Genomic DNA, 20491 nt, shown 5'->3' on the forward strand with positions numbered 1-20491 from the left:
CGAGCGGGAACCACCCCTTCCCATCCCGAACAGGACCGTGAAACTGCTTTGCGCCGATGATAGTGTGGCACTTGCCCATGCGAAAGTAGGTCACCGCCAGGTCCTATACTGAACCCCTCCGTGCCATGCACGGAGGGCTTCTTTTATCCAGCATGATTCAGGCTGTGGGGACATGTCCCGGCAGCCAACCGTCTTTTCCGGCGGCCATAGCGAGCGGGCACCACCCCTTCCCATCCCGAACAGGACCGTGAAACTGCTTTGCGCCGATGATAGTGTGGCACTTGCCCATGCGAAAGTAGGTCACCGCCGGACCCCCTGCCGAACCCCTTCGTACCGAGTACGAAGGGGTTTCTTCATTTGTGGCCCCGTTCACGGGACCGACATCGGGACTATGCTAGTGTCCGGGCGTATGCCTGACAGGAGGCGGTACCGATGAGCTCATCCTTTCCCGATCATTTCTCTGCCGTGGCCGATGCCTATGCCGACTTCCGGCCGCGCTATCCGGATGCCCTGTTCGACTGGCTGGCGGCGGCGGTCGACTCTCGCCGGCTGGCGCTCGATGTGGCGACCGGCAACGGCCAGGCGGTGGCCGGGCTGGTGGACCGCTTCGAGCGGGTACTGGCCAGTGATGCCAGCGCCGGGCAACTGGCCCGCATGCCGGCGTGGACAAATGTGGAAACGCGCTGCGAACCGGCCGAACAGCTGTCGGCGGCGGACGACTGCGTGGATCTGCTGACCGTGGCCCAGGCCCTGCACTGGTTCGACCATCCGCGCTTCTTTGCCGAAGCCTGGCGCGTGCTGCGGCCTGGCGGGCTGATCGCTGCCTGGTGCTACCAGCAGTTCGCCAGCGACGATGCCGCGCTCGATCTGGTGCTGGAGACTTATTATCACGATGTGGTCGGCGCCTACTGGCCACCGCAGCGGGCCTGGGTCGAACAGGGCTATGCCACGCTGGACTGGCCGTTTGCCGAGCTGCCGGCACCCGCATTCACGCTGGAGGCCGACTGGAGCCGCGCCCAGCTGCTCGGTTACCTGGGCAGCTGGTCTGCCACCCGTCTGGCCGGGGAAGCGACCGGCCGCGATCCGCGCGCAGCGATCGTCCCGGCGCTGGAACGGTTATGGCCGGACGACGAAACGCGCCGCCTGCGCTGGCCGCTGAAGTTGCGGGTCGGGCGAAAGGGAATGAACCTTGTTTGATGTAAGTCAAATAATGTCTCATGTCCGGTAGAATAGAGCGAATACTCGACTATATGGAGTCTCAGATGCTGTACCCCGAGCTGTATGCCCAGTTGGAAAAAGCACGCTGGAACATGGCGACCGACATTCCGTGGGAGGAATTCGACGCCGACAAGCTGACCGACGAGCAGGCGCAGACCGTCCGGATGAATGCCATCACCGAATGGTCGGCGCTGCCGGCGACCGAGATGTTCCTGCGCGACAACAAGGATGACAGCGACTTTTCCGCTTTCATGTCGATCTGGTTCTACGAGGAACAGAAGCACTCGCTGGTGCTGATGGAGTACCTGCGTCGCTTCCGTCCCGAACTGGTGCCGACCGAGGCCGAACTGCATGCGGTGCGCTTCGAGTTCGATCCGGCCCCGAAGCTGGAGACGCTGATGCTGCACTTCTGCGGCGAACTCCGGCTGACCCAGTGGTACCGCTGTGCATCCGAATGGCACTCGGAACCGGTGATCAAGCATATCTACCGCACCCTGTCACATGACGAAGCGCGCCATGGCGGCGCCTATCTGAAATACATGAAGCGGGCGATCGAGCAGCATGGTGACGAAGCCCGTACTGCCTTTGCCAAAATCGGCATGCTGATGGCTGCCTCGGCCCGTGCCGGCAAGCCGCTGCACCCGACCAACCTGCACGTGAACCAGTCGCTGTTCCCGAACGATACGGTGCAGAGCCGGCTGCCGGACCCGGACTGGCTCGAAGACTGGCTGACGCAGAAGATCCGTTTCGGCAGCGAATGGGAGCAGCGCGTGGTCGGTGGTATCCTGCGCAACTTGTCGAGTCTATTCGGCGTCGAGCTGGACACGGTGCAGGCCCTCAATCGCTACCGCAAAACGCTCGGCGCAAGCCCAGCCGCATGAACTATCCATTACCTGATTTCGAGCAGAAAATCTGTCCGCCGGAGGCGCTTGCCGCCCGGCTGGACACCATGCCGAGGCCGCTGGTCTTTACCAACGGCTGTTTCGACATTCTTCACCGCGGCCATGTGACCTACCTGGCCCAGGCGCGTGCGCTTGGGCAGGCACTGATTGTCGCGCTGAATACCGATGCCTCGGTGCGACGGCAGGGCAAGGGCGACGACCGCCCGGTCAATGCACTGGAGAACCGCGCGGCAGTAATGGCCGCGCTGGCCTGCGTCGACCTGGTGACCTGGTTCGACAGCGACACGCCGGCCGATCTGATCGGGCTGGTCCGCCCGGACGTGCTGGTCAAGGGCGGCGACTGGACTCCTGACCGCATTGTCGGCAGCCGCGAGGTGCTTGCCCGTGGCGGACAGGTGCACTCGATACCGTTCCTGCACGCCACTTCCACCACGGCCACCCTCGCCCGCATTCGCGATACGCAGGGACGCTGACATGTTTGCATTGCTGCGCACGCTCGGCGACGGGCAATTCCATTCCGGCGAAGTGCTGGCCACGCAACTGGGTCGCTCGCGTTCGCACGTGTGGCAACTGGTGCAGACCCTGGAACGTGACTACGGGCTGACGCTGCAGCATGTACGCGGCCGTGGCTACCGGCTGACGCCGGCGATCGAATGGTGCGATGCCCGCACCATCTCCGCGCTGGCCGGCGGTGGCTGGAATGTCGAGATTGCCGACGAAATCGATTCGACCAATACCGCCCTGCTGACCCGGGCCGGCAACGGCTGCCCGGGCGGGCTGGCGCTGTTTGCCGAAGTCCAGACTGCCGGCCGTGGCCGCCGCGGCCGTCGCTGGCAGGCGCGGGTCGGCGAGTCGCTGACCTTTTCCGCCCTGTGGCGCTTCGAGGGCGGCATAGGTCGCCTGTCCGGCCTGTCGCTGGCGGTCGGGGTGGCCATCGTGCGGGCACTGGCCCATTTCGGGCTGCCGGTGGCGCTCAAGTGGCCGAACGACGTGCTGATGGACGGGCGAAAGCTGGCCGGCATCCTGATCGAACTGGCCGGCGACAGTCTGGGCCCGACGGCGGTGGTGATCGGCATCGGCATCAATCTGACGCCGCCGGCCGTCGTCGACCAGCCGGTGACCGGCACGCGCAGCATCCGGCCGGAACTTGGCCGCAACGCGATCGCCGGACGGCTGCTGGCCGAACTCGGTGACGTGCTGGACCTGTTCGCCCGCGAAGGCTTCGATGCGCTGCGCGACGAATGGCAGCGGCTGTTCGCCTGGCAGGGACAGGCAATTGCCGTGCATCAGCCGGACGGGAATATCGTGCATGGCATCGCGATCGGCGTCGACGCAACCGGTGCGCTGCGGGTACGCACCGCCAGCGGAGACATTGTGGTGCATGCCGGCGATGTCAGCCTGAGGATGGCATGAGCACGCTGCTGATCGATGCCGGCAATACCCGGGTCAAATGGGCCTGGCTCGGTGCTGACGGACGTCCCGGGCCGGTACACGCCTGCCCGCATGACGATCTGACCCCGCTGGGGCTGGCGGTGGCGCAGACACCGCCGCAACGGGTCGTCGGCGCCAGCGTGGCCTCGCCGGCCGACAACCGCGCCATCGCCGCGCTGGTCGGACTGCCGGTCGAGTGGCTGCAGCCGACGGCGGAGCGGGCCGGCGTGCGCAATGGCTACCGTGATCCGGCCCGGCTGGGCGCGGACCGCTGGGCAGCACTGATCGGTGCCCACCATGAGCCCGGCGGTGACCTGCTGGTGGTCAGTGCCGGCACCGCGCTGACCCTCGACTGCCTGGACCGCGACGGCATGTTTCGCGGCGGCACCATTGCCCCCGGATTTGCGCTGATGCGGCAGAGCCTGGCACGGGGAACTGCCCGGCTCGGCTACCCGGAAGGGGACTATGCCGCTTATCCGCAGCAGACCGCCGACGCAATCCTGTCCGGCTGCATCGATGCGCTGGTGGCGCCGGTGGAGCGCCGCGCCGCACGCTTTTCCGCCGACCTTGGCCGCCCGGTCCGCATCCTGATTGGCGGGGGGGATGGCATGATGCTGATGTCTCATCTCGCCGTACCGGCGGCGATTGTGGATAATCTGGTTCTTTCCGGACTGGCACTGGTCGCCCAACCGCTATGTTGAAATGGATTTTTGCCTCACTGGTCGTGGCCAACCTGGTCGCGGCGACGGTGATTTCGCTCGAAATGCCGCACGAGGTGTATACCGCCCCGTACGAATTCAATGCCCATCAGGCGAGCCGGCTCGCGCCCAGCGAGGCCGAGGCCGTGCTGGCCAGCGCGAAACCGACGGCCGATGCCGGCCCGGCACCGGCCGATACGGCGAAGACGGGTGAGGCCGCCGCAGCGAAACCGGCGGATACCCCGGCCGGGAAAGCTGCCGACAAACCGGCTGACGCCCCTGTCGCCAGCGGGACTGACAAGCCGGCAGACAAACCGGCAGACAAACCGGCAGACAAACCGGCAGACAAACCGGCCACGAAGGCGGAGAAAACCGCCGACAGCAAGCCGGCCGTTCCCCGGGTGTGTCTGGCGCTGGGTGCCTTCGGTGAGCAGGATGTGGCATCGGTACGCGCCGCACTCGGCAAGCAGGGCCTGAAGGCGAAGGAAAGCGTCAGCGAGACCGGGGGCCGTCCGACCGGCAAGCACTGGGTGTACCTGCCGCCGGCTGCCGATCGCGCCGCCGCCAATTCCCGCTCGCTCGAACTGAAGGGCAAGGGTTTCGACAATTACGTCGTTGCCAACGAACCGAACAAGAACGCGCTGTCGCTCGGGCTGTTCAGCCAGGAAAGCGCGGCCAGGGCCTTTGTCGCCAAGCTGAGCGCTGCCGGCATTACCGGTGCCGACATCGAGTCGCGCGGCAAGGGCATCAAGCAGACCCGATTCCTGTTCGACGGGCTGGAACCGGCCGAAGCCGGCGCGGTGCGCAAGATCGCCGGGCAGTGGCCGAAGGCCAGCCTGCAGACGCGTCGCTGCCAGTAGAACCGCGATTGCGGTTTCGCCCAACGGCCGGTCAATGACCGGCCGTCATCATTTGTTCATCGGTTTTTCACTGTGCAGTCATGTCATGACGATAGCGTGGCGGTCATTTCCATGACCTGAAATCGTGCGCCGTGAGCAAACTGATCAAGACCGACGACAGCATCGTCAATTCCAGCGATAACCGCGCTTTTTCCGACCTGGTCAGCGCGCAACTGTCGCGTCGCAGCCTGCTGAAGGGCGGCGCCGGCGCGGTGGCCGCCGGCCTGTTCTCGCCCTTGTTCGCGCCGCTGGCCGGCCTCGCGGAGGCGGCCACGCCGGCCCCGGTCGCCAGAGCGGTGGCGCTGGCCTTCGAGCCGGTACCGATCGCCGTGCGCGACAGCGTGGTGGTGCCGGACGGCTATACGGCCGAGGTGCTGTACGCCTGGGGTGACCCGACCGGCATCCGGGGCCGGATGCCGGCCTTCAAGCCTGATGCCAGCAATACCGCCGCCGAGCAGGCGGTGCAGGCCGGCATGCACCATGACGGCATGGCGTACTTTGCGCTGCCGTTCGGTGCGCAGAGCTCGCGCCGCGGCCTGCTGGCAATCAACCACGAATATATCGACGACGGGCTGCTTCATCCTGACGGCATGAAAGACTGGAGCGAGGCCAAAGTGGCCAAGGCCCAGGCCGCCGTTGGCGTGTCAGTGATCGAAGTCGAGCATGCCGGCGACAACTGGCGGGTGGTACGCCCGTCGTCGTTCGCCCGGCGCATTACCGCGCAGACACCCTGTGACATCGCCGGTCCGGCGCGCGGCCATGCGCTGATGCGGACCGAGGCCGATCCGAAAGGCACGACCGTACTCGGCACGTTCAACAACTGTGCCAATGGGCAGACGCCGTGGGGCACCTATCTGACCTGCGAGGAGAACTGGAGCGATTTCTTCGCCAACAACGGCACCCTGACCGAGGACGACAAGCGCTACGGCATCAAGGCGCAGGATGCCGGCTATCGCTGGAGTGAACGCGATTTCCGCTTCGACCGCCAGGTGACGCCGAACGAGCCGTACCGCTTCGGCTGGGTGGTGGAAATCGATCCGTACGACGCGAAGTCCCGGCCGGTGAAGCGGACTGCGCTCGGCCGGGTCAAGCATGAGGGCGCGACGGTCTCGCTGGCGCCGGACGGCCGGGTGGTGGTGTACATGGGCGACGACCAGCGTTTCGAGTACATCTACAAATTCGTGTCCAGCGGCAAGTACAAGCCGCACGACCGCAAGGCCAACCGCACCCTGCTCGATCAGGGCACGCTGTATGTCGCCCGCTTCGACGATGACAACGGTGGGCGCTGGCTGCCGCTGGTGCATGGCCAGCACGGGCTGACCGCCGACAACGGCTTCCGCGATCAGGCCGAGGTGCTGATCCACACCCGCCGCGCTGCCGACAAGGTCGGGGCGACCAAAATGGACCGTCCGGAGTGGATTGCCGTCCATCCGGAGCGTCCGTGGGAGCTGTACTGCACGCTGACCAACAACAGCGAGCGCGGCACCGATGGCAAGCCGGGCACCGACGCGGCCAATCCGCGTGCGAAGAATATCTTCGGCCACATCATCCGCTGGCAGGAAGCCGGCAATGATCCGACCAGCGACAGCTTCAAGTGGGATCTGTTCGCGCTGGCCGGCAACCCGACGCTGGACGGCGCCAGCAAGGGCACGGTCAATGGCGACGCGTTCGGCAGCCCGGACGGGCTGAAGTTCAGCAGCAACGGCATCCTGTGGATTCAGACCGACGTGTCGACCAGCACGCTGAACCAGAAGGAATACGCGAACATGGGCAACAACCAGATGCTGGCGACCCTGCCGGAGACCGGTCAGGTGCGCCGCTTCCTGACCGGTCCGAACGGCTGCGAAATCACCGGCCTGGCGTTCACGCCGGACAACCGCACCCTGTTCGTCAATATCCAGCACCCGGGTGAAACGTCCAGCGAGCGTTCGGACCCGGCGCAGCCGAAGGCGGTGTCGAGCTGGCCGGACGGCGATGCCGGCGGCCGGCCGCGTTCGGCGACCGTGGTGATCCGCCGCCGCGACGGTGGCGTCATCGGCGTCTGACCGGGTCCGGAGGCCGGGCGCGACCTACTTCTTGTGCTTCTTCTTCGAAGAAGACCGGGTCGCGCTGGCCTTGCTGCTCTTCTTGCCGGCACTGGCATGGGCCTTCCTGCTGCCGGCCTGATGCTTGCGGGCGGAGCCATGTCTGGCGCTGTCGGCGTGTCTGCCGGCCCGGGTGGCGGCCGGCGCGCGGGTCGGGTCCTCGTCGGCGAGCCGGGCCAGGCGGGCCGGTTCATCCGGCAGGCGGGTCGACAGCTTGTCGACCAGACCGGCAAGCTGCGGACCGGCGGCGAGCTGGTTGCCGGCGGCCAGTTGCTGACGCAGCACGTCGTCCCGCGCGTCCTTGGCCTGCTGGTAGCGGGTGGTGGCGTCGGTCACGCTGCCGCTCAGCAAGTCGGGAAACGGCCGGGCGGCCACTTCGCGCGGGGTGCCGCCGAGCTGTTCCTGCAGTGCGCGGACCTGGCGAAGTTCATTGGCCTGGGTCTTGATGGTGTCGCTCAGATAGGCCTTCCAGACCGGTGAGCGGACGCGGGGAAACAGCATGACCGAGGCGTCGATGACATCCTGGTGGTGCTGGGCGATGACTGCCAGCAGCTCGGCCTGATCGCGAGGCTGGTCGATGCGCGTGTCGGCGGCTGCTGACGGCAGCGGGCGGGCACCGGCAGAAGCGGCCGGTGTGCGGGGAGGCGTCTGGCAGGCGGCAAGGCCGAGGGCCAGTACTGCGGCGGCAAGCCGGAGCATGGGTCGCATGAGGGTCTCTCCTGGAACGTTGGGGCAACGGCGGGGACCGGATCGGGCCGGTGTGCGCCGCTGCGGAAATCCGGATGGCTGGCGAACCGGAAAGAGAACACGGAACGCCGGGCCACACGCTACACGGCGGCGGTGCCGCTGTCAGCCTTTCCACCACTTTTCACGACACAGGCATCCTGCCCGGCAGGCGGGTACCGGTAACGGCATGACGGCGCGATGCGGCAGGCGGGCACGGCCATGGCGGGACAGGTCGATGACTGATGATGGTTTTTTGCGCCGATCGGTGGCAATGTTAGGTTGATCGACGACCGGACGCGGAGCCCTCCGCAAACACCGCCCGGCGCCAAACCCGTTTTCACACCCAGCAGAGCATTCCGACCATGTTCGAACACGTTGACGCCTATCCCGGCGACCCGATCCTGACGCTCGTCGAAAAATTCCACCAGGACCCGAGACCGACCAAGGTCAATCTGGGCATCGGCCTGTACTACGACGAAGAAGGCCGCATTCCGTTGCTGCCATCGGTCAGGAAGGCCGAAGCGGCCCATGCCGGCGAGACCGGCCCGCGCCCGTACCTGCCGATGGAAGGGCTGGCCGAGTACCGCACCGCCGTCCAGGGCCTGCTGTTCGGCAGCGACAGCGCGGTGCTGCGCGACGGCCGGGTCGCCACCATCCAGACCATCGGTGCGTCCGGCGCGCTGAAGATCGGCGCTGATTTCCTCAAGTGCTACTTCCCCGACAGCGGCGTCTGGGTCAGTGACCCGACCTGGGACAATCACCGCGCCATCTTCGAAGGTGCCGGCATGGTGGTGAACACCTATCCGTACTACGACGCGGCCACTGGCGGTGTGCGCTTCGAGGCCATGCTGGCCGCGCTGGAAGCCCTGCCGGCGCGCAGCATCGTGCTGCTGCATCCGTGCTGCCACAACCCGACCGGCGTCGACCTGTCGCGCGAGCAATGGACGCGCCTGATTCCGGTACTGCGCGACCGTGAGCTGGTGCCGTTCCTCGACATCGCCTATCAGGGCTTCGGCGACGGGCTGGAGCAGGATGCGTTCGCCATTCGCGCACTGGCCGAGGCTGGTGTCAGCTACTTTGTAAGCAATTCGTTCTCGAAGAACCTGTCCTACTACGGCGAACGCTGTGGCGGGCTGTCCGTGGTCTGCCGTGACCGTGACGAAGCCGCCGTGGTGCTCGGCCAGCTGAAATTCACCGTGCGTCGCAACTACTCCAGTCCGAACACCCACGGCGCCAAGGTCGCGGCGCGGGTGATGCTCGACCCGGGACTGCGGGCGGAATGGGAAGGTGAAGTGGCCGGGATGCGGGAACGCATCAAGGCCATGCGCCAGTCGCTGTTCGATGTGCTGACGGCCAGGGTGCCGGGCCGTGATTTCAGCTATTTCCTGTCGCAACGCGGGATGTTCAGCTACACCGGGCTGACCCCGGCCCAGGTCGATCGCCTGCGTGAAGAGTTTGGCGTCTATCTGGTTCGCTCCGGCCGCATCTGCGTGGCCGGGCTGAACTCGCGCAATGTCGACTACGTCGCGTCGGCCATGGCGGCCGTACTGGCCTGATCCGGCCTGCTGCCTGACTGAAAAACGCCGCTTCCGGCCGGAAGCGGCGTTTTCTTTTGGGGCGACCGCCGGGCGGGTTGCGGTGAAAGAGCAGAAGGGAGTCTCTATAAAGATTTAAGTGGATGAAAGCATTTCAATCATCTCTATTCGGCATGAATTGACTTGCTGCGCTACCTCTTTTTTGCTGGAACTTTCAATATGGCCATGCGTCCTGGGCAGCCCGTCGTTGTTTCCTGCTATCGGGTCTTGACGACTGATGGGCCCTGTTCTGTTCAGAGGTTCCTCCTCCATTTTTCACTGTATGCGTCAGGGAGGAGGCAGAAAAAAAGAGGGGAGATGGATGTCATGCCGGGCAATCTCGCCCGGAAACTTGTCCCCTTGCATAAACATTTATTGCTTGGTTTGCATGGGGAGCGGATTCTCTGGGTAGGAGACGCTCGAGCACTGTATTTCATGGGTAATGGCGCGCGCAGCTACGACCCCTCAATCCAGCGCTTTCTCAGTATGGATCCGTACAGCCCATTCTCTGTTGGCGGGATGCATCCCTATGCTTTCTGCGAGGGTGATCCTGTCAACAATATTGATCCTTCTGGATATGCGGCGCAAAGCACGTTTTACACTGCCTGGCGCCTGTTTGCACTGGTTAGTGGATTTCTTACGCTGGGCCTGGTTATTGCCACGATGGGTGGCGCTACTGCCGTTATTGCAAGTGTGGTCCTGGCGCTGGACCTGGTTAGAAATATCACCGCGATTGCTGCCGATTCTTTGCAATATCGTGAACCGGAAGCGGCACGAACACTGAAAAACATCTCTCAGGGGATGGGGGTTGCCGCCAGTATTTTCGGGGTTTTTGGTGGTGGAACCCTGGGCTATGCGAAGCTGAAGGGGCGTGTGATACACGGCCTTGCATCAGGGCAGCGATATTACCACTATGAGAAAAAGATAAAGGACAGGAAGACGGAGATGTTTTTCTTCAGTGAAAAATTCAGGGACGGTTCACTGGTCATGACGCATGGAAGTCCACAACGTTCTCTGCAGTCACCTACGGGAGAACTTCTCAAACCCTACGAATGGGCACAGAGGCTGTTGCTGCTTCCTTCCTATGCAAATAGCAGCCAGCAAGGACCGCTTTATTTGATGTCCTGCCATGCGAGCAAGTGGGGGTATGGTTCTAATGCCGCCAAGATTTCCAGTGCGCTGGATAGAAAAGTGATTGTCTTTGATTCTCCGTGGACGCTAACAAGCCAAAGAATGGCACTACAGGTGCCGCGCATTATGTCTGGATCCATGCCTGTTGGGCTTGCGCACTTTTCATTTTATGGCAGCACATTAGGCAAGCCTTTGCGTTTTGTGAATGGGCGCGCTGTCTGAGAGAGGGGAGAGGTGTATGTTGTTTTATTCCAATGTGTTCAATATTATTGATTGGTCAGTAAATAATATTGAACCCTGCACCGGGATGTACATCCGGACAATAAAATTGGCACATGTCTCCGGCAATAAACTGCAAGGACCTGATCTGGATATCTGTTTGCGATTTAATCAATTTAATGCAAGCGATTATGGATTCGGTGTCGGTTGGGAATTGAATCTCTCCAGCGTGGAAATGCAAACCTATGAAGATGGCGAAACCTATGACATGCTGGTTTTGTCGAATGGGCAGCGCTACATTATTGAAGAAACAGAACAGGATTTTTATTTGCAATACCAGCGCACACAAACGTTTGTTTTTGAAAAAAATGGCGTAGATCCCAATGGGGGGGCGTGCTACAAAATAATAAATAAAAACGGGACTATTGAATATATAACAAATAACAAGACGACAGAAATACGAAGTCCAAACGGGTACAGTGTTTATATAAAATGGGGGGAGGGCGAAGGGGATTTTGTTATGACGGATAATGGGGGCGCCGTTCTGATAAAATCAGAGAAAATTTCCTCCGGCGATCAAAGTGCCTCTGGTGATTTTCGACAGGTTACCAGTGCGCGTTGCGTCATGAATTACATTTTTTCTCCGATTGAAGAAAAAAATGCATTGACGAAAATAACCGGGGGAAAGACAGCAAGCACACTGGCCGATACCATTTATGAGATAGCGTACCAGACACATAATGATCATTACCTTGCAATCAGCAAGGTCTCATCGTATATGCAATTTACGCAAATAGCCACGCTGGAATATCAAAAATTAAAGCACTCAGATCTACTGAGTTGCGAAGTGCTGGCGGTCTCATCGCTGGTGATATCCACAGTAAAAAATCCTGCTCTTCGAAAAATCGCTCATGTTGCATCGGAGAGTAACTATCTGGGCTCTGGTGTTGTTTCTGGCTGGGTGGAGGGTGTAGATAACCTGGACAAACTCAGTAGCACTTTCCGTTTTGTCACCACAGAAAAAACAGGGAGGAAAAGGGTTGTCTGGCGCACGTACAACAAGTTCTATCTGTTGATGCGCGAACAGATTCTGGCTGCTGGAGATCTGCCCTCGACGGTCAAGGCCGGACAGTATTCATTATATGACTATGAATTGAACGCTGCCGAAGGTACCGGTACCAATGATCAATCATCGACTTATATGCTGCCAGTCAAACATACGCTTTGCTGGCAGGATGCAAAAAAGGACGGCAGCCTGGACTTGAGGCAGCAGTGCGCTTCCTTCCAGTATGATGATGATGCAAATTTGACTCGTTTTGACGGATTTAATGGTATTCGAGAACAATATGATTACTATCCTGCCACAGGTGAGAAAAATTCCTCCGGTATTGAGCTATGTCCTGCAGACCCCAATGGGTTCATTCATTATACAAAGAAAAAAACGGTGTCGGCCATAAATCCGACTTCGAACACCATAAACAAATGCTATGGTTATACATATGAAAAAATGCCCGGTGTGGATTTGATTGTCCTAGGAACAGAAAATTTCTCAACCGGGACGACTGATCCTGATGACATTCAGGCACGCAAATCACAAAAAAAATATTCATACCAAACAGAAGGGGTGTTTATTGGGCAACTCAAACAAGTTATCGAGCAAATGCCGCCTTTCACGCAGGGCCCAGATGGAACGATCTCTGCGGACATATATAAAACAACTATCAATTATACCTATACACTGGCCAGTTCAGGACTGATCATCCAGAAAACCATAATCGGTTATGATAACGTGGAAAAAAATAACAGCCTGGTTCAGGATGTTAATACGACAGATGTTATTCGTGGTGTAGATGAAAACAGGCTGGTGACTCTTTATGAATACAACTATCTGGGGTTGCTTGAAAAAACGGTGCGTTCATACGGATCAGAAACTGAAGTCGCTGAAACAATAAGCTACTCAGCAAATACAAACACCCTCACCAGAAAAAACAGCAATGAAAAATTAACCACGAATCAGATTCTTGACATGTATGGGCGCGTTGTCAGGGAAACGGTCAAGGTTGGAGAGGGGGGGAATGAAAAAACATACCGGCTGTTCGCTTGCTTCTACAATGATGTGAATCAGCTGGTCAAGAAAAATGAATTTGATTACTCCAGTGATGGCACGGTAATTATCAAAGAGGAAACTTTATATTCATGGACACTTTTTGATGAGCCAAAATCGCAAATAAATCCTGATGGCAGCGAGGAAATATATACGTATGATTATTTGAACAACACCATTGCAGTGCTACAAATTCCTGCATATGAAAACAAAATCTCATTTTATGACGAATTGAGCAGATTGCAGACCAGGAAAACTTACTCAAAAGACAATCCTGACCCAAAAATGCTCCCGGATATCATGGAAACGTTCGTTTATGATGATTTGAACAGGCAAATAAAATATACAGCAACAGGTAAAGAGAGTCAGACTTATGCTTACGATGCATTTGACCGACCCAGTGAGCAAACAGGGAGTACCAGCGGGAAAAGAACAACCGAGTATGCTCCCCATTGCAGTGCAGACCTGGCTGTCAAAATAGCAATCGGAAGTCATGATGGTACAAGCACAACGATTGGGCTTCGTTCCTATGATGGGCTTGATCGTGAGATTTCATCGACAATCAATGGTGTGCAAAAAAGTTATGATTATTCGACTTCAGGGATTTTGACTAATCCAAACAGAATTTCCATCAGCAGTGGCAGGGTTTTTGAATATCAATATAGCAAAAGTTTTGATCGGGTTACGCTGCGAAAGGTGTCTGACAGTAAAGGATATGAACTGGCTGCCAAGACACTCAAATATGATAACAAGAGTGGCCTTTTATCTGAATCTTACGCGTATCCAGCCAATACCGATACCGGGGAGGAGGACTGGGAGGGATGTCGCCTTCTCCAGTATAACGAATTCAATAACGTAATCCATGAAAAAGTTGAGTGGAGAAATTTCATCAAAGGATATTTCGGAGTATTTGAAACCTATACGACTTCCACGATCAAGGGGCGCCCCGTTGAGATTGCCTCTTATATGGGGAATGTCAGGATTGCCATCCTGAAAATAAAATACGCATATGAAAAAAATGGTGGCGTCAAGCAAATGGACTATTACGTTAATAACGAACTTGCTTCACGGTCCATTTTTTCCAGGTACAAGAATGGAAACTTGAAAGAAATAAAAAATTTTTCAAGACTAGAAAATGGACAATACTCAGGGATCGCGCAGCACTTCCTGTATGGTAAATATGGTCTGCTGAAACGGGTTTATTATTCTTCAATTGAAGACAAGGCTGGAGAAGGTTTTATGGCATATGATCTGGAGTATGATGCAAACCAGCGCCTGGTAAAAGCCCACTATGATCTCTATGCTATTGCCAGTAAAGGCTGGACAGAAAATCTGGTATACAATGATGTTGATACACTTGTTTCATGGGGTAAAACCGGCGACCTTGATTGCCGGGATGAATATGGAAACAGTGTGATTTCCATGAAATTCAAAATGGATGATATCGGTAATATTCAGCAGCTTTCCTCGGAGTACAGTACGGGAAGTAATGTGGCCAAATATTCATACAGCAATCAGTCCAGTCTTTCTCTTGTTGAAAATAGCCGCTCTGATACAGTAAGCATGCCGGACAACATCCAGTTTTCCAGCAACAGTGAAGGCAATATTACTGGATGCGTTTCAAAAATGGGGGAAAAAACGCTCAACACAATCGCCTATGATTTTGCCGGGGAAGACAATATTTCAGACTTGACGGTTACGACGGGCCCCTCTTCCCTGCTGCATCATTACGATTATGATGCAGAAGGTCGGAATGTGATGAAGTATCAAGTTGTAAATGGCACGGAATATCTGGTTGATTTCAGCTTGCACATCAGTGATCAATTAATGGCTGAACAGCACTACTTGCTCGGGAATGAAGACAATACGACACAGTATACTGTTTTTCACCGTATCAATGGGGAGGTGATGTTTATTTCTACCGTTGATGATCCCAGAATGCGTGGAAAAAAAATGGCACGTCGTTATTATAATTTGTATATTACCGGGCAGAATGCATATGGAATGAACTATTCGCCTGCGCAGAGTCGCTATGTCATCATGAAAATCTACAACACAGCCTCGGATCAGCCCGATCCTCCTCCTCCGCCAGAGGAGTGATCGGGGAGATTCTGCTGCTCAGCGTCTGTTGCCGTGAGCGTCCAGGAGACCTGCGACCGTCGTTGCGCCCGGGTGCAGCCAGCGATGCAGTAATCGGGTGCCGAACGGGATAAAGACGAACACCATGACCGGTGTCAGCATCAGTGTACTGGCCAGCACGCGCAGCACGACCGGCAGCGAGGCCAGCGAGGTGCCGAACAGCAGCGTGAATGCCAGCGAGACCGGGAAAAACACCAGCCAGATGGTGACCGCCTGCTTCCAGCGAGGCGGCGGCGCGACCGCAAAGCCATGATCGAGCCCGCGCGCCTCATGGACCTGGCTGGCGTGCACCAGTCCGGTGCCTTGGCGCAACCAGTCGCGTCGTTCGGGGGAGTCGGCCCAGCGCGCCAGACTGGCATCGTCGCTGAAGCGGAAGACGATCTGATGGTTGTCGTCGCCGGGGGCCGGGGCGAGGGTACCGGAACCGAGATAGCCGGCAAACTGTGCCGCCAGTTGCTGGCCGCGCTGCATCCAGGCAACGAAGTCGTCATGGCGTTCCGGTGCAATCCGGCGAGTCACCAGCAGGGTGACGGGGGAAGAGGGGGCTGGCATGGGGGATCTCCTTGGCATCGGTCTGCGCCTGCCCGGGGTGGTGGGGGGCGCATCCGGCCGGCCCCCGTTCGGGGCCGGCACAGGCAGGAAGATAGCAAGGAACATGCCGGGCCGGGCATCAGGCCGCGTGGCGGTCGATCACTTTCCGTTCGGTGCTGAACCACCAGATGACCAGCCCGGTCAGGGTCAGGACGGCACCGGCGATCATGACACCGGTCCAGTCGGCGACCATGTAGATGGCGGTCGAGGTGACCGAGCCCAGTGCGCCGCCGATGAAATAGCAGGTCATATAGGCGGCGGTCAGACGGCTGCGCGCCTCCGGCCGGGTGCGGTAGATCACGCTCTGGTTGGTCACGTGCACGGCCTGGACCGCCAGATCGAGCAGCAGCACGCCGATGACGAACGCGACGATCGAGCTCTTGGCCAGTGCGATCGGCAGCCATGACAGCAGCAGGCAGCACAGACCGAAGGTGGTGGCGCGGCCGGCATGCCCGGCGTCGGCCAGCCGCCCGGCACGGGATGCCGCCAGCGCCCCGGCGGCCCCGGCCAGACCGAACAGGCCGATGGTGGCATCGGAATAGTGGAACGGGGCGCGGGCGAGCAGGAAGGCCATCGGCGTCCACAGCAGACTGAAGGCGCCGAACACGATGGCGCCGAGCAGGGCGCGCAGTCGCAGTACCGGCTCCTCGACAAACAGCAGGAACACCGAAGCCAGCAGGCGCGGGTAGCTGAGCCGGGTGTCCGGCCTGTGCGCCGGCAGGGTGCGCCACAGGGCGAAGGCCATCAGGCTCATCAGGATGGCGGCGACCCAGTAGACGGTCTGCCAGCCGCCCAGCGCGGCCAGGGCGCCGGCCAGCGTCCGTGCAAGCAGGATGCCGAGCAGCAGGCCGCTCATGATGGTGCCGACCACCCGTCCGCGCTCGGATGGCGCGGCCAGTGAGGCGGCATACGGCACCAGCACCTGGGCGACTACCGAGAACAGCCCGGTCAGCGCCGTGCCGAGCAGGATGAGCCAGAACTGGCGGCCGAAGGCGGTCAGCAGCAGGCCGGCGGCGACCAGCAGCGACATGCCGACGATCAGCCGCCGCCGTTCGAGGATGTCGCCGAGCGGCACCAGCAGCATCAGTCCGAGCGAATAGCCGAGCTGGGCGGTGGTGACCAGGAAACCGGCGCTGGCGATGCTGAGGTCAAAATAGCGGGCGATGGTGTGCAGCAGCGGCTGGGCGTAGTAGTTGCTGGCGACGGTCAGGCCGGTGGCGACGGCCATCAGTGCCACCATCGACGGCGGCAGGCGGGAGGAGGAAGCGGGGGTCGGCATCGGGATTCTGTCGTGCTGAGGAAGTACCCTATTGTTGACGCCCGGCATCGCATGACGCCAATGAATTGTTCTCATTGCATCAATCTGATTTTAAGATGAATGCCATGGACCTGAAACAACTCGCCTGTGCCGTGGCCGTCGCGGAAGAGCGCAACTTCACCCGCGCCGCCGCACGTTGCCATATCGTGCAATCCGCACTGAGCCACCAGATCGCCCGGCTGGAGGCGGAACTGGGGGTGGTGCTGTTCGAGCGTACCTCGCGCCGCGTCAGCCTGAGCGCGGCCGGCGAGGCGTTCCTGCCGGTGGCGCGGCAGGTGCTGGATGGCGTTCGCCAGGTACGCGAAGTGGTGGCGGCTGCGAGCGGCGAAGTGCGTGGCACGCTGACGGTCGGCTCGCTCTCTGCACTGGCGAATGTCGATCCGGTTGAATGGCTGGCGCGTTTCCACCAGCGCCATCCTGGCGTCGCGGCACGGCTGTATACCGGCAGCAGCGGGGATCTGCTCGACCATGTTCGCGATGGCAGCTGCGATGTGGCCTTTGTCGGCGTCAGCGTCGATGCCGGACTGGGGCGTGTCAGCAGCCTGTCCCTGTGCCGGGAGCAGCTGGTCGCCCTGCTGCCGCCGGGACATCGGCTGGGCGACGAGCCCGGTCTGTCGCTGCGGCACCTGTCCGCCGAACCGCAGGTCGACTATGCCGGCGGCTCGGCGGCGCGATGCCAGACCGACGAGGCTTTTTTGCGCAGCGGCGTCGAGCGGCGGGTCAGCTTCGAGGTCGGCAGCCTGGACTGGATTACCCGCATCGTGCGTCGCGGGCTGGCGATTGCGCTGGTGCCGGAAGCGTGTGCCGCGCAGCTCGACGGCGTGATCAGCCGGCCGATTGTCGACGCGCCGTGCCGCGCCGTGCACATGGTCTGGAGCCGGAGCCCGAGCCCGGCGGCACAGGCTTTTGTCGCCCTGTTCCGCGACGGCTTTGTGCCGGCGCCGCAAAATTGAGTGCCAACCCTTGACCCACAGGGCTAGAATCGACGCGTCCGGAGGCACCGCCATGTTGCGTCCGGACACGATTGCGTCTTCAGGGCGGGGTGAAATTCCCCACCGGCGGTAAGCCGCGCGTTTCCTCTGTCGGAAACCGCGCGACAAGCCCGCGAGCGCCCGCACCCGTGCGGGGTCAGCAGATCTGGTGAAATGCCAGAGCCGACGGTCAGAGTCCGGATGAAAGAAGATGAGTCATGCACGGATGCGCAGCCTGCGCGGTCCGGATCGACGGCACCTGCCTGCTGCAGGCGGGTGGCCTGCGTCCGGCCGGCCCGGTCGCGCCGATGGCGCATGGCTGTTCACCAGCCCTGGAACGTTTTTCGCCCCAAATCATTGCGAGGAGCGTTTCACATGTCATTGCTTGAAGAAATTGCGGTTCCCGTCCTGGGCGCCCTGCCTTTTGCCCGACGTCTCGAACAGGCCATCGCCGACCAGCAGCGCGGTCGCCCGGTCCTGCTGATGGATGATTTCGATCGCGAGAACGAGGCCGACCTGATCATCCCGGCGGAAACGCTGACTGTGCCGGTCATGGCGCAGATGATTCGCGATGGCAGCGGCATCGTCTGCCTGTGCCTGACCGACGACACGCTGGATCGCCTGCAGCTGCCGCCGATGGTCAGCCGCAACGAAAGCCGTTTCAGCACCGCCTTTACCGTGACCATCGAAGCCCGCGACGGCGTGAGCACCGGCGTCTCCGCGGCTGACCGGGTCACGACCATCCGTGCCGCCACCGCGCCCGACGCCGGTCCGGAACATCTGGCGCGGCCGGGGCATGTGTTTCCGCTACGGGCCGTGCCGGGCGGCGTGCTGGCGCGGCGCGGCCATACCGAGGGATCGGTGGACCTGGCTGTACTGGCCGGCTTCCGACCGGCCGCCGTGCTGTGCGAACTGATGAATCCGGACGGCAGCATGGCGCGCGGCGAGCAGATCGCCCGCTATGCCGACCAGCACCGGCTGACCGTGCTGACCATCGCCGAGCTGGCCGATTACCGCCGTTCGCTGACGGGCAACTGACGGGAGCGTGGCCGGCCCGGCGCACGGCCGTTCAGAAGAACGGCATCGCCAGAAAGGCCACGATCAGGGTCCAGACCAGGGCGCCGACAGCGAATACCGTGTGTGCCAGCGCCTCGGTACGGACCGAGTCGTCATGCTCGAACAGCGCATCCAGGCCATGGAAAATCAGCCCGCCCGACGCCAGCAGGCCAAGCACGGCCGCCACGACGTTGAACAGCGGCGACGGGACCAGCAGCGACAGCGACGACAGCCAGATCGGAATCGGCGCGATGGCGGCCAGCCGGTAGCAATCGGCATAGGCCGGGCGGGGGCGGGTATGCACGGCGATGCGAATGAACTGCGCCATGGCATGGACGCTGAGCCAGCAGGTCAGCAGGAAGGTCAGCGCCACCGCCTGCCAGTAGCTGAACGGGGCCAGGCTGCCATAGCTGTCGGCATGGAACCAGGCGGCATACAGGATCATTGCCGACGCCAGCAGTGACAGCGGCAGCACAATCAGCACAAAGCTGCGGAATGACGACGGGTGGGTGCGCGACAGCGCATCCCATCCCGCGCGGGAAGACCACAGCATGCGGACGGACATCAGGGGGTTCATGGTCATGCTCCGGCAAAAGGGTTAGGCAGCCAGGGTACGGCTGCCATTTAAATATATCGCAGAACGATATAATTACCAGTGCCATTCGCGAGAAAGTGCCAGCGGAATTGTCCGCGGCAGCGATTTATGTCATAGATGCAGCCCCTGACCGTTCCATTTCGCCTGCCCGGCAGGCCGGAATGGATTGCGGCACATCATTCATTGATCAAGGACAAAAGCATGCAGAAGCCAGGCCATGAGGGCACCGCCCATGCGTAAATTTCCCCTTTTCGCGACCGTTGCCCTGTTGCTGCTGAGCACCGCCGCCCAGGCGCACCCGGGGCATGGCGCCAGCGGGCTGGAAAGCGGTTTCCTGCACCCGTTCTCGGGGCTGGACCATCTGCTGACCATGCTGGCGGTCGGCCTGTGGTCATGGCAGATGGGCGGCCCGGCCCGCTGGCAGGGCCCGCTGACCTTCATGCTGATGCTGGCCGTGGGCGGCGCGCTGGGCTGGTCCGGCGTGTCCGTTCCGGGGCTGGAAAGCGGCATTGCCGCCTCGGTCGTGGCGACCGGCCTGCTGGTGGCTTTCGCCCTGCGTCCGCACCGCAGCGTGGCGCTGGGCCTGATTGGCGCCTTCGCCGTGCTGCACGGCATGGCACACGGGCTGGAAATGCCGGCTGATGCTTCCGGCATCGCCTTCGCGGCCGGCTTTGTGGTCGCCTCCGGTCTGCTGCACGGTGCGGGGCTGCTGATCGGCGCCGGTCAGCAACGGGTCGGTCTGCATACCCAGCTGGCCCGTGCGGCCGGCGTGGCGATTGCGCTGACCGGCGTCGGCCTGCTGGCCGGCTGAGGGCGGGGGGCAGCGTCCTGCCCC

Annotated in this window: 17 protein-coding genes, 2 rRNA genes and 1 riboswitch; of the genes, 15 read left to right on the forward strand and 4 right to left on the reverse strand. The window is 60.7% G+C overall.

Features of this window, described 5'->3' with window-relative positions:
* The 9 genes from rrf (ACYVG8_RS18995) to ACYVG8_RS19035 all read left to right on the forward strand — a co-directional run.
* Positions 1 to 102 (forward strand): 5S ribosomal RNA (gene rrf, locus ACYVG8_RS18995); the annotation flags it as partial.
* Between the two features lie 94 nt (positions 103 to 196).
* A 5S ribosomal RNA gene (gene rrf, locus ACYVG8_RS19000) occupies positions 197 to 312 on the forward strand.
* A gap of 120 nt (positions 313 to 432) precedes the next feature.
* Positions 433 to 1197, forward strand: coding sequence for a class I SAM-dependent methyltransferase (locus ACYVG8_RS19005; RefSeq protein WP_028500270.1), 765 nt, complete (start codon positions 433 to 435; stop codon positions 1195 to 1197).
* 65 nt (positions 1198 to 1262) lie between these two features.
* Complete coding sequence (locus ACYVG8_RS19010; protein WP_028500269.1) at positions 1263 to 2099, forward strand: ferritin family protein; 837 nt, start codon at positions 1263 to 1265, stop codon at positions 2097 to 2099.
* Positions 2096 to 2593 carry a D-glycero-beta-D-manno-heptose 1-phosphate adenylyltransferase gene (gene rfaE2, locus ACYVG8_RS19015; protein WP_028500268.1) on the forward strand — a complete coding sequence of 166 codons (498 nt, stop codon included), beginning with the start codon at positions 2096 to 2098 and terminating at the stop codon, positions 2591 to 2593. Before ACYVG8_RS19010 ends, rfaE2 begins: the two co-directional genes overlap by 4 nt.
* Position 2594: 1 nt before the next feature.
* The gene (locus ACYVG8_RS19020; RefSeq protein WP_028500267.1) at positions 2595 to 3533 is read left to right on the forward strand and encodes a biotin--[acetyl-CoA-carboxylase] ligase; all 939 of its coding nucleotides are present in this window, start codon (positions 2595 to 2597) and stop codon (positions 3531 to 3533) included.
* A complete protein-coding gene (locus ACYVG8_RS19025; RefSeq protein ID WP_460746597.1) occupies positions 3530 to 4252 on the forward strand; it encodes a type III pantothenate kinase in 723 nt (240 codons plus the stop codon). Before ACYVG8_RS19020 ends, ACYVG8_RS19025 begins: the two co-directional genes overlap by 4 nt.
* On the forward strand, positions 4246 to 5109 hold the full coding sequence (locus ACYVG8_RS19030; RefSeq protein ID WP_460746598.1) for an SPOR domain-containing protein: 864 nt from the start codon (positions 4246 to 4248) through the stop codon (positions 5107 to 5109). Before ACYVG8_RS19025 ends, ACYVG8_RS19030 begins: the two co-directional genes overlap by 7 nt.
* A 131-nt stretch (positions 5110 to 5240) precedes the next feature.
* Positions 5241 to 7193 carry a PhoX family protein gene (locus tag ACYVG8_RS19035; RefSeq protein WP_107888974.1) on the forward strand — a complete coding sequence of 651 codons (1953 nt, stop codon included), beginning with the start codon at positions 5241 to 5243 and terminating at the stop codon, positions 7191 to 7193.
* A gap of 24 nt (positions 7194 to 7217) precedes the next feature.
* On the opposite strand, the gene ACYVG8_RS19040 is transcribed toward ACYVG8_RS19035, so the two are convergent.
* On the reverse strand, positions 7218 to 7940 hold the full coding sequence (locus tag ACYVG8_RS19040) for a hypothetical protein (protein ID WP_156952580.1): 723 nt from the start codon (positions 7938 to 7940) through the stop codon (positions 7218 to 7220).
* Positions 7941 to 8320: 380 nt separating this feature from the next.
* Between ACYVG8_RS19040 and ACYVG8_RS19045 the strand changes: the two genes are divergently transcribed.
* From ACYVG8_RS19045 to ACYVG8_RS19055, 3 genes are all read left to right on the forward strand, one after another.
* Entirely contained in the window at positions 8321 to 9514 is a 1194-nt protein-coding gene (locus ACYVG8_RS19045; protein WP_460746600.1) for an amino acid aminotransferase, read from the forward strand.
* A 336-nt stretch (positions 9515 to 9850) separates the two neighbouring features.
* Positions 9851 to 10885 carry an RHS repeat-associated core domain-containing protein gene (locus ACYVG8_RS19050; RefSeq protein ID WP_460746601.1) on the forward strand — a complete coding sequence of 345 codons (1035 nt, stop codon included), beginning with the start codon at positions 9851 to 9853 and terminating at the stop codon, positions 10883 to 10885.
* 16 nt (positions 10886 to 10901) lie between these two features.
* Entirely contained in the window at positions 10902 to 15086 is a 4185-nt protein-coding gene (locus ACYVG8_RS19055; protein WP_460746603.1) for an RHS repeat domain-containing protein, read from the forward strand.
* An 18-nt stretch (positions 15087 to 15104) separates the two neighbouring features.
* On the opposite strand, the gene ACYVG8_RS19060 is transcribed toward ACYVG8_RS19055, so the two are convergent.
* Positions 15105 to 15677, reverse strand: a complete 573-nt coding sequence (locus ACYVG8_RS19060; RefSeq protein WP_460746604.1) for a hypothetical protein — start codon at positions 15675 to 15677, stop codon at positions 15105 to 15107.
* A gap of 118 nt (positions 15678 to 15795) precedes the next feature.
* Entirely contained in the window at positions 15796 to 16995 is a 1200-nt protein-coding gene (locus tag ACYVG8_RS19065) for an MFS transporter (protein WP_460746606.1), read from the reverse strand.
* Positions 16996 to 17099: 104 nt separating this feature from the next.
* On the opposite strand from ACYVG8_RS19065, the gene ACYVG8_RS19070 reads away from it, so the two are divergent.
* The gene (locus ACYVG8_RS19070) at positions 17100 to 17987 is read left to right on the forward strand and encodes a LysR family transcriptional regulator (RefSeq protein ID WP_028500260.1); all 888 of its coding nucleotides are present in this window, start codon (positions 17100 to 17102) and stop codon (positions 17985 to 17987) included.
* A gap of 71 nt (positions 17988 to 18058) precedes the next feature.
* Positions 18059 to 18222, forward strand: a riboswitch (FMN riboswitch).
* A 158-nt stretch (positions 18223 to 18380) separates the two neighbouring features.
* Entirely contained in the window at positions 18381 to 19043 is a 663-nt protein-coding gene (ribB, locus tag ACYVG8_RS19075; protein WP_028500259.1) for a 3,4-dihydroxy-2-butanone-4-phosphate synthase, read from the forward strand.
* A gap of 31 nt (positions 19044 to 19074) precedes the next feature.
* Here ribB and ACYVG8_RS19080 read toward each other — a convergent pair whose 3' ends face one another.
* On the reverse strand, positions 19075 to 19638 hold the full coding sequence (locus tag ACYVG8_RS19080) for a YIP1 family protein (RefSeq protein ID WP_028500258.1): 564 nt from the start codon (positions 19636 to 19638) through the stop codon (positions 19075 to 19077).
* 250 nt (positions 19639 to 19888) lie between these two features.
* On the opposite strand from ACYVG8_RS19080, the gene ACYVG8_RS19085 reads away from it, so the two are divergent.
* On the forward strand, positions 19889 to 20467 hold the full coding sequence (locus ACYVG8_RS19085; protein ID WP_028500257.1) for a HupE/UreJ family protein: 579 nt from the start codon (positions 19889 to 19891) through the stop codon (positions 20465 to 20467).
* Positions 20468 to 20491: the final 24 nt, after the last annotated feature.

The sequence above is a fragment of the Microvirgula curvata genome (assembly GCF_054781615.1).

Coding starts and splice junctions, on each gene's coding strand:
- ACYVG8_RS19060 (WP_460746604.1), bottom strand. CDS start 15,677: ATGCCAGCCCCCTCTTCCCCCGTCACCCTGCTGGTGACTCGCCGGATT.
- ACYVG8_RS19065 (WP_460746606.1), bottom strand. CDS start 16,995: ATGCCGACCCCCGCTTCCTCCTCCCGCCTGCCGCCGTCGATGGTGGCA.
- ACYVG8_RS19030 (WP_460746598.1), top strand. CDS start 4,246: ATGTTGAAATGGATTTTTGCCTCACTGGTCGTGGCCAACCTGGTCGCG.
- ACYVG8_RS19020 (WP_028500267.1), top strand. CDS start 2,595: ATGTTTGCATTGCTGCGCACGCTCGGCGACGGGCAATTCCATTCCGGC.
- ACYVG8_RS19025 (WP_460746597.1), top strand. CDS start 3,530: ATGAGCACGCTGCTGATCGATGCCGGCAATACCCGGGTCAAATGGGCC.
- ACYVG8_RS19005 (WP_028500270.1), top strand. CDS start 433: ATGAGCTCATCCTTTCCCGATCATTTCTCTGCCGTGGCCGATGCCTAT.
- ACYVG8_RS19055 (WP_460746603.1), top strand. CDS start 10,902: ATGTTGTTTTATTCCAATGTGTTCAATATTATTGATTGGTCAGTAAAT.
- rfaE2 (WP_028500268.1), top strand. CDS start 2,096: ATGAACTATCCATTACCTGATTTCGAGCAGAAAATCTGTCCGCCGGAG.
- ACYVG8_RS19070 (WP_028500260.1), top strand. CDS start 17,100: ATGGACCTGAAACAACTCGCCTGTGCCGTGGCCGTCGCGGAAGAGCGC.
- ACYVG8_RS19085 (WP_028500257.1), top strand. CDS start 19,889: ATGCGTAAATTTCCCCTTTTCGCGACCGTTGCCCTGTTGCTGCTGAGC.
- ribB (WP_028500259.1), top strand. CDS start 18,381: ATGTCATTGCTTGAAGAAATTGCGGTTCCCGTCCTGGGCGCCCTGCCT.
- ACYVG8_RS19050 (WP_460746601.1), top strand. CDS start 9,851: ATGGATGTCATGCCGGGCAATCTCGCCCGGAAACTTGTCCCCTTGCAT.
- ACYVG8_RS19080 (WP_028500258.1), bottom strand. CDS start 19,638: ATGAACCCCCTGATGTCCGTCCGCATGCTGTGGTCTTCCCGCGCGGGA.
- ACYVG8_RS19045 (WP_460746600.1), top strand. CDS start 8,321: ATGTTCGAACACGTTGACGCCTATCCCGGCGACCCGATCCTGACGCTC.
- ACYVG8_RS19010 (WP_028500269.1), top strand. CDS start 1,263: ATGCTGTACCCCGAGCTGTATGCCCAGTTGGAAAAAGCACGCTGGAAC.
- ACYVG8_RS19040 (WP_156952580.1), bottom strand. CDS start 7,940: ATGCGACCCATGCTCCGGCTTGCCGCCGCAGTACTGGCCCTCGGCCTT.